At 70.7% G+C, this 14,955-nt stretch carries 11 protein-coding genes, 2 tRNA genes and 3 pseudogenes; 5 read left to right on the top strand and 11 right to left on the bottom strand.

The features are described from left to right. Positions 1-174: 174 nt before the first annotated feature. The 5 genes and pseudogenes from clpX to ABEB09_RS22460 form a co-directional block, all read right to left on the bottom strand. Positions 175-1,424: pseudogene (gene clpX, locus ABEB09_RS22480) on the bottom strand (ATP-dependent Clp protease ATP-binding subunit ClpX). Positions 1,425-1,579: 155 nt separating this feature from the next. Further along, positions 1,580-2,239, bottom strand: a complete 660-nt coding sequence (locus tag ABEB09_RS22475; RefSeq protein WP_189536613.1) for an ATP-dependent Clp protease proteolytic subunit — start codon at positions 2,237-2,239, stop codon at positions 1,580-1,582. 73 nt (positions 2,240-2,312) lie between these two features. Beyond that, positions 2,313-2,918, bottom strand: a complete 606-nt coding sequence (locus ABEB09_RS22470) for an ATP-dependent Clp protease proteolytic subunit (protein WP_345694043.1) — start codon at positions 2,916-2,918, stop codon at positions 2,313-2,315. Positions 2,919-3,180: 262 nt separating this feature from the next. Beyond that, positions 3,181-4,566, bottom strand: a complete 1,386-nt coding sequence (gene tig / locus ABEB09_RS22465) for a trigger factor (RefSeq protein ID WP_345691710.1) — start codon at positions 4,564-4,566, stop codon at positions 3,181-3,183. Positions 4,567-4,734: 168 nt separating this feature from the next. Next, positions 4,735-4,811: transfer RNA gene (locus ABEB09_RS22460), tRNA-Pro, on the bottom strand. Between the two features lie 137 nt (positions 4,812-4,948). Here ABEB09_RS22460 and ABEB09_RS22455 point away from each other — a divergent pair. Next, a tRNA-Gly gene (locus ABEB09_RS22455) sits at positions 4,949-5,022 on the top strand. A 66-nt stretch (positions 5,023-5,088) separates the two neighbouring features. Here the strand turns inward: ABEB09_RS22455 and ABEB09_RS22450 are convergent. Further along, complete coding sequence (locus ABEB09_RS22450; protein ID WP_345691709.1) at positions 5,089-5,283, bottom strand: hypothetical protein; 195 nt, start codon at positions 5,281-5,283, stop codon at positions 5,089-5,091. 298 nt (positions 5,284-5,581) lie between these two features. Between ABEB09_RS22450 and ABEB09_RS22445 the strand changes: the two genes are divergently transcribed. Further along, the gene (locus tag ABEB09_RS22445; RefSeq protein WP_345691708.1) at positions 5,582-6,649 is read left to right on the top strand and encodes an acyltransferase family protein; all 1,068 of its coding nucleotides are present in this window, start codon (positions 5,582-5,584) and stop codon (positions 6,647-6,649) included. Here the strand turns inward: ABEB09_RS22445 and ABEB09_RS22440 are convergent. Beyond that, entirely contained in the window at positions 6,636-7,091 is a 456-nt protein-coding gene (locus ABEB09_RS22440) for an HD domain-containing protein (RefSeq protein ID WP_345691707.1), read from the bottom strand. The genes ABEB09_RS22445 and ABEB09_RS22440 overlap by 14 nt on opposite strands. 32 nt (positions 7,092-7,123) lie before the next feature. Next, positions 7,124-8,269 (bottom strand): SpoIIE family protein phosphatase, encoded by a 1,146-nt coding sequence (locus ABEB09_RS22435; RefSeq protein WP_345691706.1) that lies wholly within the window; start codon positions 8,267-8,269, stop codon positions 7,124-7,126. Between the two features lie 106 nt (positions 8,270-8,375). On the opposite strand from ABEB09_RS22435, the pseudogene ABEB09_RS22430 reads away from it, so the two are divergent. Further along, positions 8,376-9,604, top strand: a pseudogene (locus ABEB09_RS22430) (GNAT family N-acetyltransferase). 28 nt (positions 9,605-9,632) lie between these two features. On the opposite strand, the gene ABEB09_RS22425 reads toward ABEB09_RS22430, so the two are convergent. Both ABEB09_RS22425 and ABEB09_RS22420 read right to left on the bottom strand, forming a co-directional pair. Next, a complete protein-coding gene (locus tag ABEB09_RS22425) occupies positions 9,633-10,442 on the bottom strand; it encodes an Fpg/Nei family DNA glycosylase (protein ID WP_345691705.1) in 810 nt (269 codons plus the stop codon). A 70-nt stretch (positions 10,443-10,512) separates the two neighbouring features. Continuing rightward, positions 10,513-11,001 (bottom strand): ribose-5-phosphate isomerase, encoded by a 489-nt coding sequence (locus tag ABEB09_RS22420; protein WP_345691704.1) that lies wholly within the window; start codon positions 10,999-11,001, stop codon positions 10,513-10,515. A 162-nt stretch (positions 11,002-11,163) separates the two neighbouring features. On the opposite strand from ABEB09_RS22420, the pseudogene ABEB09_RS22415 reads away from it, so the two are divergent. Further along, positions 11,164-12,596: pseudogene (locus ABEB09_RS22415) on the top strand (amino acid permease). 70 nt (positions 12,597-12,666) lie between these two features. On the opposite strand, the gene ABEB09_RS22410 reads toward ABEB09_RS22415, so the two are convergent. Beyond that, on the bottom strand, positions 12,667-13,251 hold the full coding sequence (locus ABEB09_RS22410) for a biotin transporter BioY (RefSeq protein WP_345691703.1): 585 nt from the start codon (positions 13,249-13,251) through the stop codon (positions 12,667-12,669). A gap of 274 nt (positions 13,252-13,525) precedes the next feature. Here ABEB09_RS22410 and ABEB09_RS22405 point away from each other — a divergent pair, with 274 nt between their 5' ends. Beyond that, a complete protein-coding gene (locus ABEB09_RS22405) occupies positions 13,526-14,908 on the top strand; it encodes an amino acid permease (RefSeq protein WP_345691702.1) in 1,383 nt (460 codons plus the stop codon). Positions 14,909-14,955: the final 47 nt, after the last annotated feature.

The raw sequence follows: 14,955 nt of genomic DNA, 5'->3' as shown, positions 1-14,955 counted from the left end.
GTCGAAGGACGAGGTGGCCAAGCTGGCCGCCGAGCTGTACAAGACGGCCCGTACGAAGGCCTGATGAGAGGTCCGGGACCGGTCCCGGACCACACGCAAGGGGCGCCCCGCTGAGCGGGGCGCCCCTTCGTCGTGCGTGCGGTCAGGCGCTCTTCTCGTGGCGGCCCTGGTCCTTCACGACCCGGGCACCAGCGTCGGGTTGACGTTGTTGTGGACGACGTCCTCGGTGATGACGACGCGGGCGACGTCCTTGCGGGACGGGACCTCGTACATCACCGACATCAGGACCTCTTCCATGATGGCGCGCAGGCCGCGCGCGCCGGTCCCGCGGAGGATCGCCTGGTCGGCGATGGCCTCCAGGGCGGGGCGGTCGAAGTCCAGCTCCACGCCGTCGAGTTCGAACAGCCGCTGGTACTGCTTCACCAGGGCGTTGCGCGGCTCGACGAGGATCTTCAGCAGCGCCTCGCGGTCCAGGTTGTGCACGGAGGTGATGACCGGCAGACGGCCGATGAACTCGGGGATCATCCCGAACTTCACCAGGTCCTCCGGCATGACCTCCTGGAACTGGTCGCTGGCCTCGATCTCGCGCTTGGAGCGGATCGTCGCGCCGAAGCCGATGCCCTTGGCGCCGCCCCGCGCTTCGATGATCTTCTCCAGGCCGGCGAACGCGCCGCCCACGATGAACAGCACGTTCGTCGTGTCGATCTGGATGAACTCCTGGTGCGGGTGCTTGCGGCCGCCCTGCGGGGGCACCGACGCCGTGGTGCCCTCGAGGATCTTCAGGAGGGCCTGCTGGACGCCTTCGCCGCTCACATCGCGGGTGATCGAGGGGTTTTCGCTCTTACGGCGACCTTGTCGATCTCGTCGATGTAGATGATGCCCGTCTCGGCCTTCTTGACGTCGTAGTCGGCGGCCTGGATGAGCTTCAGCAGGATGTTCTCGACGTCCTCGCCGACGTAGCCCGCCTCCGTCAGCGCCGTCGCGTCGGCGATGGCGAAGGGGACGTTGAGCATACGGGCGAGCGTCTGGGCCAGCAGAGTCTTGCCGGAGCCCGTGGGGCCCAGCAACAGGATGTTGGACTTGGCGAGTTCGATCGCGTCGTCCCTGCCCTGCGCGCCGCCGTTCTCGCCGGCCTGGACGCGCTTGTAGTGGTTGTACACCGCGACGGAGAGGGCCTTCTTCGCGGGCTCCTGCCCGACGACGTACCCCTCCAGGAATTCGTAGATCTCGCGCGGCTTGGGGAGTTCCTCCCACCGGACCTCGCTCGTCTCCGCGAGCTCCTCTTCGATGATCTCGTTGCAGAGGTCGATGCACTCGTCGCAGATGTACACACCGGGGCCCGCGATGAGCTTCTTCACCTGCTTCTGGCTCTTTCCGCAGAACGAGCACTTGAGCAGGTCGCCGCCATCACCGATGCGTGCCACGAGGTGCTTCCCCTTCGCCTGGGAGCGGCTTGGTGCAGCCGGCTCCTGGTGCCTCATATCCGACGGTACCTTGCCGGGGCCCCTGTTCGGGCCCCCTTGGCACGGTTCACATGGACGGGACGTCCCTTGTGCCCGTGCCAAGGGAAGGTCGAGCGTCAGGCCGCCGCGGCCGCCGTGCTCTTGCGGGTCGACACGATCTGGTCGATCAGACCGTACGCCAGGGCGTCCTCGGCCGTGAGGATCTTGTCGCGCTCGATGTCGTCGCGGATCTTCTCGATCGGCGTGCTGGAGTGCTTGGCGAGCATCTCCTCCAGCTGCGTCCGCATGCGCAGGATCTCGTTGGCCGCGATCTCCAGGTCGGAGAGCTGCTCACGGCCGGTGCCGCCGGACGGCTGGTGGATCAGCACGCGCGCGTTCGGCAGGGCCATCCGCTTGCCGGGCGTGCCGGCGGCGAGCAGCACGGCCGCGGCGGAGGCCGCCTGGCCCATGCAGACGGTCTGGATGTCCGGCTTCACGAACTGCATCGTGTCGTAGATCGCGGTCAGCGCGGTGAAGGAGCCACCGGGGCTGTTGATGTAGACGGAGATGTCGCGGTCCGGGTCCATCGACTCCAGGCACAGCAGCTGCGCCATGACGTCGTTGGCGGAGGCGTCGTCGATCTGCACGCCGAGGAAGATCACGCGCTCCTCGAAGAGCTTCGCGTACGGGTCGTACTCGCGCACGCCCTGGGAGGTGCGCTCGACGAAGCGGGGGACGACGTACCGGTTGTCCACCTGCGGGCCGGTGTAGAGGCCGCTCGCGGAGAAGTTGCTCATGGGGTGTTCACCATCCTGGTGGCGTTCGGCGGGGCTGGGGGCGGTGGGGCTTGGCTGGTGCGGTGCGGCGGTGTCAGGCGCCGGTGCCGCCGCCGCCCGGGACGCCCGAAGCCGCGGAGATGATCTCGTCGATGAGGCCGTAGTCCTTGGCCTCTTCCGCGGTGAACCAGCGGTCGCGGTCGCCGTCACGGATGATCGTTTCCACGGTCTGACCGGAGTGGTGCGCGGTGATCTCGGCCATGCGCTTCTTCGTACGGAGAAGGTACTCGGCCTGGATCTTGATGTCCGAGGCCGTACCGCCGATGCCGGCGGAGCCCTGGTGCATCAGGATGTCGGTGTTGGGCAGCGCGAAGCGCTTGCCGGCGGTGCCGCCGGTCAGCAGGAACTGGCCCATGGAGGCCGCCATGCCCATACCGATGGTGACGACGTCGTTCGGGATGTACTGCATGGTGTCGTAGATCGCCATGCCGGCCGTCACCGAACCGCCGGGGCTGTTGATGTACAGGAAGATGTCCTTGTCCGGGTCGGCGGCAAGGAGCAGCATCTGCGCGGTGATCTTGTTGGCGATCTCGTCGTCGACCTGCTGGCCGAGGAAGATGATGCGCTCGCCGAGCAGCCGGTTGTACACATGGTCGCCGAGGCCACCACCGATGGACGGCTCACCCGCGGCGTAAGGCATCAGATTCGTCACGTATCCACCTGCTCGTCTCTGACGGCTGCGGCCGTCTCAGCGTCTGTCGTACTGGGGGCGGGTACTCCCCTGCCCTCGTATTCATGGACCCTAACGCGCAGGTAGGACAACGCCATCCCGGTTCCCGAACTGTTCGCTGGGAGCGCAAGGTAGTTGGCCCGTGCGGGCCGGGCACGGGGTGCCACGGATACGACGGCGGGCTCCGGGCGCACGCTGCGTCCGGAGCCCGCCGTGAAGATCAGCGCGAGGCTCAGGCCTCGGGCTTCTCCTCGGCCGTCTCGGCGGCGGCCTCGGTGGTCTCGGCGGCCTCGGCGGCCTCCTCCTCGTCGTCGTCCATGACGACCGGCTCACCGTTGGTGTCGACGACCTTGGCGGCCTCGACGACCAGCGCCAGGGCCTTGCCGCGGGCGACCTCGCCGACCAGCATCGGGACCTGGTTGCCCTGGACGACGGCCTGGGCGAACTGGTCCGGGCTCATGCCGGAGGACGCGGCGCGGCGCATCAGGTGCTCGGTCAGCTCGTCCTGGTTGACGTTGAGCTTCTCCTTGGAGACCAGCTCGTCGAGGATGAACTGGGTCTTGATGCCCTTGACCGCGGATTCCTTGGTCTCGGCGTCGAACTCCTCGACGGTCTTGCCCTGGATCTCCAGGTACTTCTCCAGCGTGAGGCCCATCTGGCCGAGCTGGTGGTGCTCAAGGTTGTGCTTGCGGGTGTTGATCTCGTCCTCGAGGAGCTTCTCGGGGATCGGGACCTCGACCAGCTTCAGCAGCTCGTCCAGGACGCGCTCCTGGGCCTGGGTGGCCTGGTCGTACTGCTTCATGTTCTCGAGGCGCTTGCGGCTGTCGGCCTTCAGCTCGTCGAGGGTGTCGAACTCGCTCGCCATCTGGGCGAACTCGTCGTCCAGCTCGGGGAGCTCGCGGGCGGAGACGGCGGTGACCTTGACGGTGACCTCGGCGTCCTTGCCCTCGGCGGAGCCGCCCTTCAGCGTGGAGGTGAAGGTGGCCTCGCCGCCGGCCTCCAGGCCGGTGACGGCCTCGTCGATGCCGTCCAGCAGCTCACCGGAGCCGATCGTGTACTGCACGCCGTTGGCGACGCCGTCCGGGAGGACCTCGCCGTCGACCTTGGCCTCGAGGTCGATCGTCACGACGTCGCCCTCGGCGGCGGCGCGCTCGACCGGGGAGGTGGAGGCGAAGCGCTCGCGCAGCTGCTCCACGGACTTCTCGACGTCCTCGTCGGTGACCTCGACGGCGTCGACGGTGATCTCGATGCCGGAGTAGTCCGGGATCTCGATGGCCGGGCGGATGTCGACCTCGGCGGTGAAGGCCAGCAGCTCGCCGTCCTTCAGCTCGGTGATGTCGACCTCGGGCTGGCCCAGCGGGTTGACGTCGGCCTCGTTGACCGCCTCGGTGTAGAGCTTCGGCAGGGCGTCGTTGACGGCCTCCTCCAGCACCGCACCACGGCCGAACCGCTGGTCGATCACACGGGCCGGGATCTTGCCCTTGCGGAAGCCCTTGACCGTGACCTGCTGGTTGATCTTCTTGTACGCCGCGTCGAGGCTGGCCTTGAGCTCCTCGAAGGGCACCTCGACAGTGAGCCGAACCCGGGTCGGGTTCAGGGTCTCCACGGCGCTCTTCACGGTTCGGTCTCCTTGGTGGCTGATTCTGGGTTTCAGCTGGGGCCCACGTGGTCGGCGGCCCAGCGGATCGGCCCGGTCAGAGAGACACACGGGCACGCAGCTTGCATAGTAACCGCAAGCGGTACGGCCCCCACAACGTGATCTTGGTTGCGTGTGGTGCGCATGAGGTGGTCGGGGTGGCGGGATTTGAACCCACGGCCTTCCGCTCCCAAAGCGGACGCGCTACCAAGCTGCGCCACACCCCGTCGGTGCGACACGTAGGGTACATGGCCGCGGGCGCTCCGTCGGCACATTAAGGGGTGTGCGGCGAACGGCCCGGACCCGCTACGATGCTCTACGTGCCGCGGCCGTCGCGCCAGGTGTGACCTGCGGTGCACTGCTTGCGGGCGTAGCTCAATGGTAGAGCCCTAGTCTTCCAAACTAGCTACGCGGGTTCGATTCCCGTCGCCCGCTCCACTGTCCGGCCCGGCCGGGTGATCCGTCACCCGGCCGGGCCGGAGTCGTTCTCCCGCCCGTGCCGCCTCAGAAGCTGATCTTGCTGATCGAGGAGGCCACCTCGTTGAGCACGTTCGTGATGGTCGGGCCCAGGCCCGATCCGGCCAGGAAGAAACCGAAGAGGGCGGCGACGACGGCCGGCCCGGCCTTGATCGAGCCGCCGCGGATCATCACCACGAGCACGATCGCCAACAGCAGCACCACGGACAGCGAAATGGCCACAACTGATCCCACCCTCGGTCGGTCCGTCCGGACGGCCCGGGGGCACACGGCCCGGCACCCCCCGCCCGCTCCATCGTGCCATCAACAGCCCCTCCACTGCTGCCCTGTGACGGATCACGGTCAGGAGTCCGGGACATTCCGCAACGAAATCGCCCAGGTCGTCGCAGGGTCCTTTCACGACACCCGCAAGTCGGCCACAAGGCGGGCGGTAAATCCCTTTTGCGACATTGGGATGTGGGATTTTCCCGGGCATTCCGGGCAATTGATGGTGTGCCGGTGGGTCCGTAGGGTGCCGCGAATGGTCCGGAACCCCTACTTCGACAACGCCAAGTACCTGGCGATCGTGCTCGTCGCCGTGGCCCACGCGTGGGAGCCGATCATGGAAGGCAGCCGTGCCACACGCGCGCTCTACATGGCCGTGTACACCTTCCACATGCCGGCGTTCGTGATCATCTCCGGGTACTTCTCGCGCGGCTTCACCGCCCGCCCCGAGCAGCTGCGGCGGCTGGTGAGCGGGGTCGTCGTGCCGTACCTGGTCTTCGAGGTCGCGTACACGCTCTACCGACGCTGGGCGGACGACGCGCCCTGGCAGGCCTTCTCGCTCACCGACCCGATCTATCTGACCTGGTTCCTCGTGGCGCTGTTCCTCTGGCGCCTGTCCACGCCGCTGTGGCGCGCCCTGCGGTACCCGCTGCCGGTGGCGGTGCTGATCGCGGCGCTGGCGTCGCTGACGCCGGGCATCGGGCAGGACCTCGACCTGCAACGGGTGCTGCAGTTCCTGCCGTTCTTCGTGCTGGGTCTCTCGCTGCGCGAGGAGCACTTCCGGATGGTGCGGCGGCGGGCGGTGCGGGTGCTGGCCGTGCCGGTCCTGGTGGGTGCGGCGGCCCTGGCGTACGCGGTGGCGCCGTCGCTGCGGATGGGCTGGTTCTACCGCAGCACGAGCGCGCAGGAGCTGGACGCCGCCTGGTGGGCGGGGCCGGTGGCGACGGTCGTGCTGGGGGCGTGCGCGCTGGTGCTGACGGCGGCGTTCCTGGCGCTGGTGCCGGCGCGGCGGACGTGGTTCACGGTGCTGGGCGCGGGCAGCATCTGCGGCTACCTGCTGCACGGTTTCGCCGCGAAGGCCGTCCCGTACTGGGGTCTCGACGCCACGTACGGGGTGCTGCTGACGCCGTGGGGCCGGGTGGGCCTGACCGTGGTGGCGGCCGTCGGGGTGACGCTGCTGTGCACCCCGCCCGTGCGGCGGGCGCTGCGCTGGGTGGTCGAGCCACCCCTGGAGTGGGCGTTCCGCCGGCCGGACGCACGGTGCCCGGCGGATGCGGCGGCGCCGGTGACCGTGCCCGCGCAGGCCGCGGTCAGTCGCCGCTGAGGCCCAGGAGCGCCCGGACGCGGGCGTACTTGGCGGTCAGCCGGGCCCGGGTCGGCTCGTCGAGGACGGCGAGACGGTCCGGGTCGGCGTTGTGCGCCAGGTCGGCCTCCTTGACGAGGCGGGCGCCGGGGACGGCGAGGATACGGGCGGTGTAGCCGGCGAGGTCCTCGCCGGGCCGCTTGGTGAGGGCCAGGACCATGTCCTTGACCTCCTGCGGCAGGGCGGCCGCGGCCAGCCACTCCCGGGACAGGGCGTCGTCCTCGACCGCGTCGTGCAGCCAGGCCGCGGCGATCTGCGCGTCGCTCCCACCGCGCGCCCGCACCCCGTCGGCGACGGCCCGCAGGTGCTCGGCGTAGGGCCGGCCGGCCTTGTCGGTCTGCCCGGCGTGGGCCTCCCGGGCGAGGGCTTCGACCTGGTCGAGGGTGAGGTGCGGCTGCGGCATGGGGCGACTGTACGGGTCGCCCCGGGCGGCGGTCAGCCCTCGCGGGAGATCAGCAGGAGGGCCCGGTCGTCGTTGACGTCCTTGGCGCAGGCCTCGATCAGGTGCCAGGCCGCCCCGTTGAAGCCGGAGGCGACATAGCGGTCGGCCTCGCCGGTGAGGCGGTCGATGCCCTCGGTGATGTCCCGGTCGGCGGCCTCCACGAGGCCGTCGGTGAAGAGCATCAGGACGTCGCCGGGGCGCAGGGTGCCCTTGACCGGGTGGAACTCGGCGCCGTCGTACACGCCCAGGAGGGGCCCGTCGGCGTCCTTCTCCTCCCAGCGGCCGCTGCCGGCGTGGAGCTGGAGCGCGGGCAGGTGGCCGGCCGACAGCAGCTCGTAGTCGCCCGAGTCCAGGTCGAGGACCAGGTGGATGGAGGTGGCGAAGCCCTCGTCCCAGTCCTGGCGCAGCAGGTAGCCGTTGGCGGCCGGGAGGAAGCCGTGCGGCGGCAGGGAGCCGAGCAGGCCGCCGAACGCGCCGGACAGCAGCAGGGCGCGGGAGCCGGCGTCCATGCCCTTGCCGGAGACGTCGGTGAGGACGACCTCCAGGGTGCGGCCGCCGTTGGTGCGGGCGGCGACGACGAAGTCGCCGGAGAAGGACTGGCCGCCGGCCGGGCGCAGGGCCATCTCGCGGTGCCAGCCCTTGGGCAGCGAGGGCAGGGCGCTCTGGGCGCGGATGCGTTCGCGCAGGTCGAACAGCATGGTGCCGCCGCGTCGCCACGGCACGCCGACGCGGGCGCGGAACTGGGCGATCAGCAGTCCGGACAGTCCGCACGCGGCCACCACGAGGACCGTGCCGGGCGTGACCCGGGCGGCGCCCTCGGTGTACGGGCCGAGCACCGCGGACTCGACGATCAGGGCGCCCGCCGCCGTGGCGTACAGGCCCAGCAGGCTGGCCGGGCGGAGCAGGAGGCCGCCGGCCACGATGGGCAGGACCAGCGCCTCGGGCGCGCACCACACGGGGGTGGCGAGCGTGGCCAGCATGATCGCCGGGATGGTGAGCAGGAGTCCGGCCAGGGCGACCCAGTCGGAGCCGTCGCCGCGGAAGTAGTCGACGGCGGATTTGCGCAGCGCGACGCGGGCCCGGTGGGCCGACTTCCGGAACCGGGCCGTGAACGCGTCGAGTCGTGTGCTTCGGGCCATTGGCCTGGACCCTATCCACCCTTCGCCGCCGCGCGCAGGGGGACCCCCGTGACATTCGTTCGAAATCGGGTCGCCCGGGTGGACGGAGCCCTGGTACGCATGGCCCATGGCGACTGAGTTACGGGTGCTGCGCCCGGCCGAGTGGGATGTCTGGTACGGGCAGTTGGAACTGGCTTTCGGGGGCGTTCCGGAAGCCCCGGAGGAGCGGGAGCTGTGGGACGCGCTGACCGAGGTGGAGCGCTCGCTGGGGGCCTGGGACGGGGACCTGTGCGTGGGCACGACCGGGGCGTTCTCGTTCCGGATCTCGGTGCCGGGCGGCGCGCTGGTGCCCGCGGCGGGCGTGACGATGGTGAGCGTGGCGCCTACGCACCGCAGGCGCGGGATCCTCACCGCGATGATGCGGCGGCAGCTGGACGACGTGCGGGCGGCGGGTGAGCCGCTGGCGGTGCTGAGGGCGTCGGAGCAGGAGATCTACGGCCGGTTCGGTTACGGCATGGCGACGCGGCGGCTGTGGGCGGACATCGACACGACGCGGGTCCGGCTGTCCGTTCCGGAGGGGACGGATGACGTACGGCTCCGGCTCGCGGCGCCCGCGGACGCGAGGGGGCGTGCGAGGCTGTACGCGCGGCTGGTGCCGGGGTGCGGCCGGGCATGCTGGCCCGCCGGCCGGGCTGGGAGCGGCTGCCGCTGCTGGATCCCCCGTCGGAGCGGGAGGGCGCGTCGCCGCTGGTGTGCGTGCTGGCGGAGCGGGCCGGTGAGGTGGCCGGGTACGCGCTGTACCGGGTGCGGCCGAAGTGGGACGAGGCGGGGCCGGCGGGTGTGGTCGAGGTGCCGCACCTGGGGGCGCTGGACCCGGCGGCGTACGCGGCGCTGTGCCGTTACCTGTTCGGTATCGATCTGACGTCGTCGGTCCGGATGCCGGACCGGCCCGTGGACGACGCGTGGCAGCACCTGGTGTCGGACCTGCGGCGGTGCCGCCCCTCGCTGCGGGACGGGCTGTACGTGCGGCTGGTGGACGTGGGGGCGGCGCTGGAGGCGCGGACGTACCGGGCGCCGGTGGACGTGGTGCTGGAGGTGGCGGACGCCTTCTGCCCGTGGAACGCGGGGCGGTGGCGGCTGACCGGGGACGCCGGGGGTGCGGTGTGCCGGCGTACGGACGCGGCCGCCGATGTGGCGTTGTCGGTCCGGGACCTGGGGGCGGTGTACCTGGGCGGCTTCGCGCTGGACGCGCTGGCGGCGGCGGGGCGGGTGCGGGAGCTGCGGGAGGGGGCGCTGGCGGAGGCGTCGCTCGCGTTCGGTTCGGCGGTGGCGCCGTGGGTGCCGCACGGCTTCTAGTGCCGCGCCGCTGCCCGGGTGCGGGGGTTCAGGCCTGCTGGCAGCCGGGGCACCAGAAGAGGTTGCGGGCGGCGAGATCGGCGGTGCGGATCTCGCCGCCACAGATGTGGCAGGCCATGCGGGCCCGGCGGTAGACGTAGACCTCGCCGCCGTGGTCGTCGACGCGCGGCGGGCGGCCCATCGCCTCGGGGGTGTGCTCGGGGCGGACGGTGTCGATGCGGTTGTTGCGGACGCCTTCCCGCATCAGGGCGACGAGATCGTGCCAGATCGCGGTCCACTCGGCCTCGGTGAGGTCCTTCCCGGGCCGGTACGGGTCGATGCCGTGCCGGAAGAGGACCTCGGCGCGGTAGACGTTGCCGACGCCGGCGATGACCTTCTGGTCCATGAGGAGGGCGGCGATCGTGGTGCGGGAGCGGGCGATGCGCCGCCACGCCTTGTCCGGGTCGTCGCCGTCGCGCAGCGGGTCGGGGCCGAGCCGGTCGTGTATCGCCCGCTTCTCGGGTTCGGTGATGAGGGCGCAGGTGGTGGGCCCGCGCAGGTCGGCGTAGTGGCCGCCGCCGGTGAGGCGGAGCCGGACGGTGTCGGTGGGCGGGGGCGCGGGGGCCGTGCCGAAGCCGAGCTTGCCGAAGAGGCCGAGGTGGATGTGGACCCAGCCGGTGTCGCCGAAGCCGAGGAACAGGTGCTTGCCGTGCGCGTCGACGCCTTCGAACACCTGGCCGTCCAGCAGGGCGGCCGCGTCGGAGAACTTGCCCTGGGGGCTGCTCGCGCCGACGCGCTCGCCGCCGAAGCGGACGAGGTGGTCCTGGGCGAGGCGGTGGATCGTATGCCCTTCGGGCACGGCGTCGGTCTCCTGGTGGCGCGGCGGTGCCGCCGGTCCCCGAGGGGGCCGGCGGCACGGTGACGGGGGGTCAGTCCTGCTGCGGGTGGTGGGCCGGGATGGGCGGCAGCTCGCCGGTCGTCTCGTACGTGGAGAGCATGTCGATCCGGCGGGTGTGGCGCTCGTCACCCGAGTACGGGGTGGCGAGGAACACCTCGACGAACTTGGTGGCGTCCTCCAGGGAGTGCATCCGGCCACCGATGGCGACGACGTTGGCGTTGTTGTGCTCGCGGCCGAGGGCGGCGGTCTGCTCGCTCCAGGCGAGGGCGGCACGGACGCCCTTGACCTTGTTGGCGGCGATCTGCTCGCCGTTGCCCGAGCCGCCGATCACGATGCCGAGGGCGTCGGGGTCCCCGGCGGTCCGCTCCGCGGCGCGCAGGCAGAACGGCGGGTAGTCGTCCTGGGCGTCGTAGATGTGCGGTCCGCAGTCGACGGGCTCATGGCCATGGGCCTTCAGCCACTCGACGAGGTGGTTCTTGAGTTCGTAGCCGGCATGGTCCGAGCCGAGGTACACGCGCATGGTTCCGAGTGTGACACGGAGGGTGCCCGCGGGTGGCCGGTGGGGGTGGTTCGCACGTGATGCGTACAACGATCCGGGCTCGGGGGCTTTCGACCACGGACGGGGTCGGGGTTCAATGCCTGCGCTCGTGACCCGAGCACCCCCGAAGTAAGGATTCAGCCAATGTCCTCCCAGATGAACCTGGTGAAGGAAGGCGAAAAGACCGGCGAACCCGGTACTTCGCAGTCCCCCGCCGGTCTCCAGGCCGGGCTCAAGAACCGCCACCTGTCCATGATCGCCATTGGCGGAGTGATCGGCGCCGGCCTGTTCGTGGGCTCGTCCGGCGGTATCGCCGCGGCCGGTCCCGCCATCCTCGTGTCGTACGTCCTCGTGGGCGCGCTGGTCGTCTTCGTGATGCGGATGCTCGGCGAGATGGCCGCCGCCAGCCCGAACTCGGGCTCGTTCTCCGCGTACGCCGACCGGGCGCCGGCCGCTGGGCGGGCTTCTCCATCGGCTGGCTCTACTGGTTCTTCTGGGTCGTGGTGCTCGCGGTCGAGGCGACGGCCGGCGCGGTGATCCTGGAGGGCTGGGTCCCGGCCGTGCCGCAGTGGGCGTGGGCGCTGATCGTGATGGTCGTGCTGACGGCGACGAACCTCGCCTCGGTGTCGTCGTACGGCGAGTTCGAGTTCTGGTTCGCCGGGATCAAGGTCGTCGCCATCGGCGCGTTCGTGGTGATCGGTCTGCTCGCGGTGTTCGGGCTGCTGCCGGGCTCGGACAACCCGGGTGCGGGCTTCGCCCATCTGACGGACGCGGGCGGGTTCTTCCCGATGGGTGCCGGGGCCGTCCTGACCGGTGTGCTGATGGTCGTCTTCTCGTTCATGGGCAGCGAGATCGTCACGCTGGCCGCCGGTGAGTCCGAGGACCCGCGCCGGGCGGTGACCAAGGCCACCAACAGCGTGATCTGGCGTATCGCCGTGTTCTACCTGGGCTCGATCCTGGTGGTCCTGACGCTGCTGCCGTGGAACGACCCGTCGATCGTGAAGAAGGGCTCGTACGTCGCGGCGCTGGACTCCATCGGCATCCCGCACGCCGGCCAGATCATGAACGTCATCGTGCTGACGGCGGTGCTGTCGTGCCTGAACTCGGGCCTGTACACGGCCTCGCGCATGGCGTTCTCGCTCGGCGAGCGCGGTGACGCGCCGAAGGCGTTCGCCAAGGTCAACGCCAAGGGCGTGCCGACGGCGGCGATCTGGGCCTCGGTGGCCTTCGGGTTCATCGCGGTCTACTTCAACTACGCCTTCAAGGACACCGTCTTCAGCTTCCTGCTCAACTCGTCGGGTGCCGTGGCGCTGTTCGTCTGGCTGGTGATCTGCTTCACCCAGCTGCGGATGCGCGGGATCCTGATGCGGGAGGTGCCGGAGAAGGTCACCGTGAGGATGTGGCTGTTCCCGTACCTGACGTGGGCGACCGCGGCGATGATCGTGTTCGTGCTGGGCTACATGCTCTTCGACGACGCCAACCGCAAGGTCGTGCTGCTGTCCGTGCTCGTCGCGGCGGTCGTCGTGGCCATCGGTGTGGCGCTGCAGTTCAGCCGCAGGTCCGCCGAGCGGGTCTGACGCACACCGCACGAAGGCCCTCCGTCCACGGCGTGTGGACGGAGGGCCTTCGTCGTACGGCGGCGGGGCGTCAGCCGCGGCGGCCGGCGAACTTCCAGGCGGTGGGCAGCGCGCCCATCGCGAGGGCGGCCTTCACGGCGTCGCCGACGAGGAACGGCACCAGGCCCACGGCGACGGCCTGGGACAGGGACATCCCGGTCGCGAGGGCCAGGTACGGCACGCCCACCGCGTAGATGATCAGCGAGCCGACCGCCATGGTGCCCGCCATGCGCAGCACCGAGCGGTCCGCACCGCGCCGGGCGAGCGCGCCCACGACGGTCGCGGCGAGCAGCATGCCGAGGATGTAGCCGAAGGACGGCATCCCGTAGCCGGAGGTGCCCTGGGCGAACCACGGCATGCCCGCCATGCCGGCGAGCGCGTACCCGGCGAGGGACAGGAAGCCCAGGCGGGCGCCGAGCGCGGTGCCGACGAGGAGGGCGGCGAAGGTCTGGCCGGAGACCGGGACCGGGGAGCCCGGGATCGGCACGGACAGCTGGGCGGCGATGCCGGTGAGCGCGGCGCCGCCGACCACGAGCGCGATGTCGCGGGTGCGGCTGGCCGGCAGCAGGTCGGCGAGGACCGCTCCGGTACGGGTGGGGGCGGCAGCAGTGCTCATCGGTACTCCGCGGGAGGTCGGGACGGTGGGGACAGGCCGACCGTAGCCCAGGAGTGAACGCTCGATCACCGTCTGCCGACGACAAAGGCCCGGATGGGGAGTTGGTGGAGTTCACACAAACACCGCCCGCTACACCAGCACCGCGCCACCCATGGCGTGATACGCATCACGTGCGAGACCGTCAGATCGGTCCCTTTTGCGTCGAAGCACGATCTACGGAGAGACTGTGGGGTCCCACCAAACACCTCGCGAGCCACTGAGAGTACGAAGCGCCATGCACGACGCCCCGACCGAGCCGCTCGCGCATGCGCTGAAGCGGCGTCACCTGACGATGCTGGGGCTGGGCGGGGTGATCGGCGCCGGCCTGTTCGTCGGTTCCGGCGCGGGCATCGCGGTCGCCGGTCCGGGGATCGTCCTGTCGTATCTCGTCGCGGGCGCGCTGGCGATGCTGGTCATGCGGATGCTCGGCGAGATGTCGGCGGCGATGCCGGCGTCAGGGGCGTTCTCGGTGCACGCCGAGCGGGCGCTGGGCCGCTGGGCCGGGTTCTCGGTGGGCTGGCTGTACTGGTTCCTGCTGGTGGTGGTGCTCGCCGTGGAGGCGACGGGCGCGGCGCGGATCGCGGCCGGGTGGGCGCCGGGGGTGCCGCAGTGGGCCTGGGTGCTGATCCTGATGGTGGTGTTCACCGGCGCCAATCTGGCGGCCGTGAAGAACTTCGGCGAGTCGGAGTTCTGGTTCGCCGCGCTCAAGGTCGGCGCGATCGTGGCCTTCCTGGTGCTGGGCGTGGCGGCGGTCTTCGGATGGCTGCCGGGCACGCGGGCGGTGGGGACGGCGAACCTGACCGGGCAGGGCGGCTTCCTGCCCCACGGCTGGGAGGGCGTGGTGTCCGGGGTCCTCGTCGTCGTGTTCGCCTTCGGCGGCCTGGAGGTCGTGACGATCGCGGCCGCGGAGTCCGAGGACCCGGCGCGCAACGTGGCCCGCGCGGTGCGCAGCGCGGTGTGGCGCATCCTCTTCTTCTACGTGGGCTCGATGCTGGTCGTCGTGACGCTGCTGCCGTGGACGGCGATGCGGCCGGGCCTGAGCCCGTACGTGGCGGTGCTGGACTCCATCGGGGTGCCGTCGGCGGGGCGGATCATGGACGTCGTGGTGTTCGTGGCGCTGCTGTCCGCGCTGAACGCCAACCTGTACGGGGCGTCGCGGATGGTGTTCTCGCTCGCGGAGCGCGGTGAGGCGCCGAAGGGGCTGCTGGCGGTGTCACGGGGCGGGGTGCCGCGCCGGGCGGTGCTGGCGTCGGTGGCGTTCGGCTTCGTGTCGGTGCTGCTCAACCTGAAGTGGCCGGATTCCGTTTTCCTGTATCTGCTGAACGCGGTGGGCGCGGTCCTGCTCTTCGTCTGGGCGCTGATCGCCGTGTCCCAACTGCGGCTGCGGCGCCGGATCGAGCGGGAGACGCCCGAGCTGCTGACCCTCCGCATGTGGGCGTTCCCATGGCTGACCTGGGCGGCGCTGGCCGCGATGGCGGCGGTGCTGGTGCTGATGCTGACCGACGCCGGGACGCGGCCGCAGGTGCTGTGGTCCGGGGCGGCGACGGGTGCGGTGCTCGTGGTGGCGGGCGCGCGGGAGTGGCATTCCAGCCATGTCCGCGACAATAGGCGGATGTGATGATTCCGTGCAGGAATCTTCACCTTGTGTGAGCGCTGTGTCCGTAT

It is taken from the genome of Streptomyces coeruleoprunus, assembly GCF_039542925.1.
GTDB classification, from domain to species: domain Bacteria; phylum Actinomycetota; class Actinomycetes; order Streptomycetales; family Streptomycetaceae; genus Streptomyces; species Streptomyces coeruleoprunus.
The sequence above is the reverse complement of the archived record's forward strand: the minus strand, read 5'-3'. Positions and strand labels throughout refer to the sequence as shown.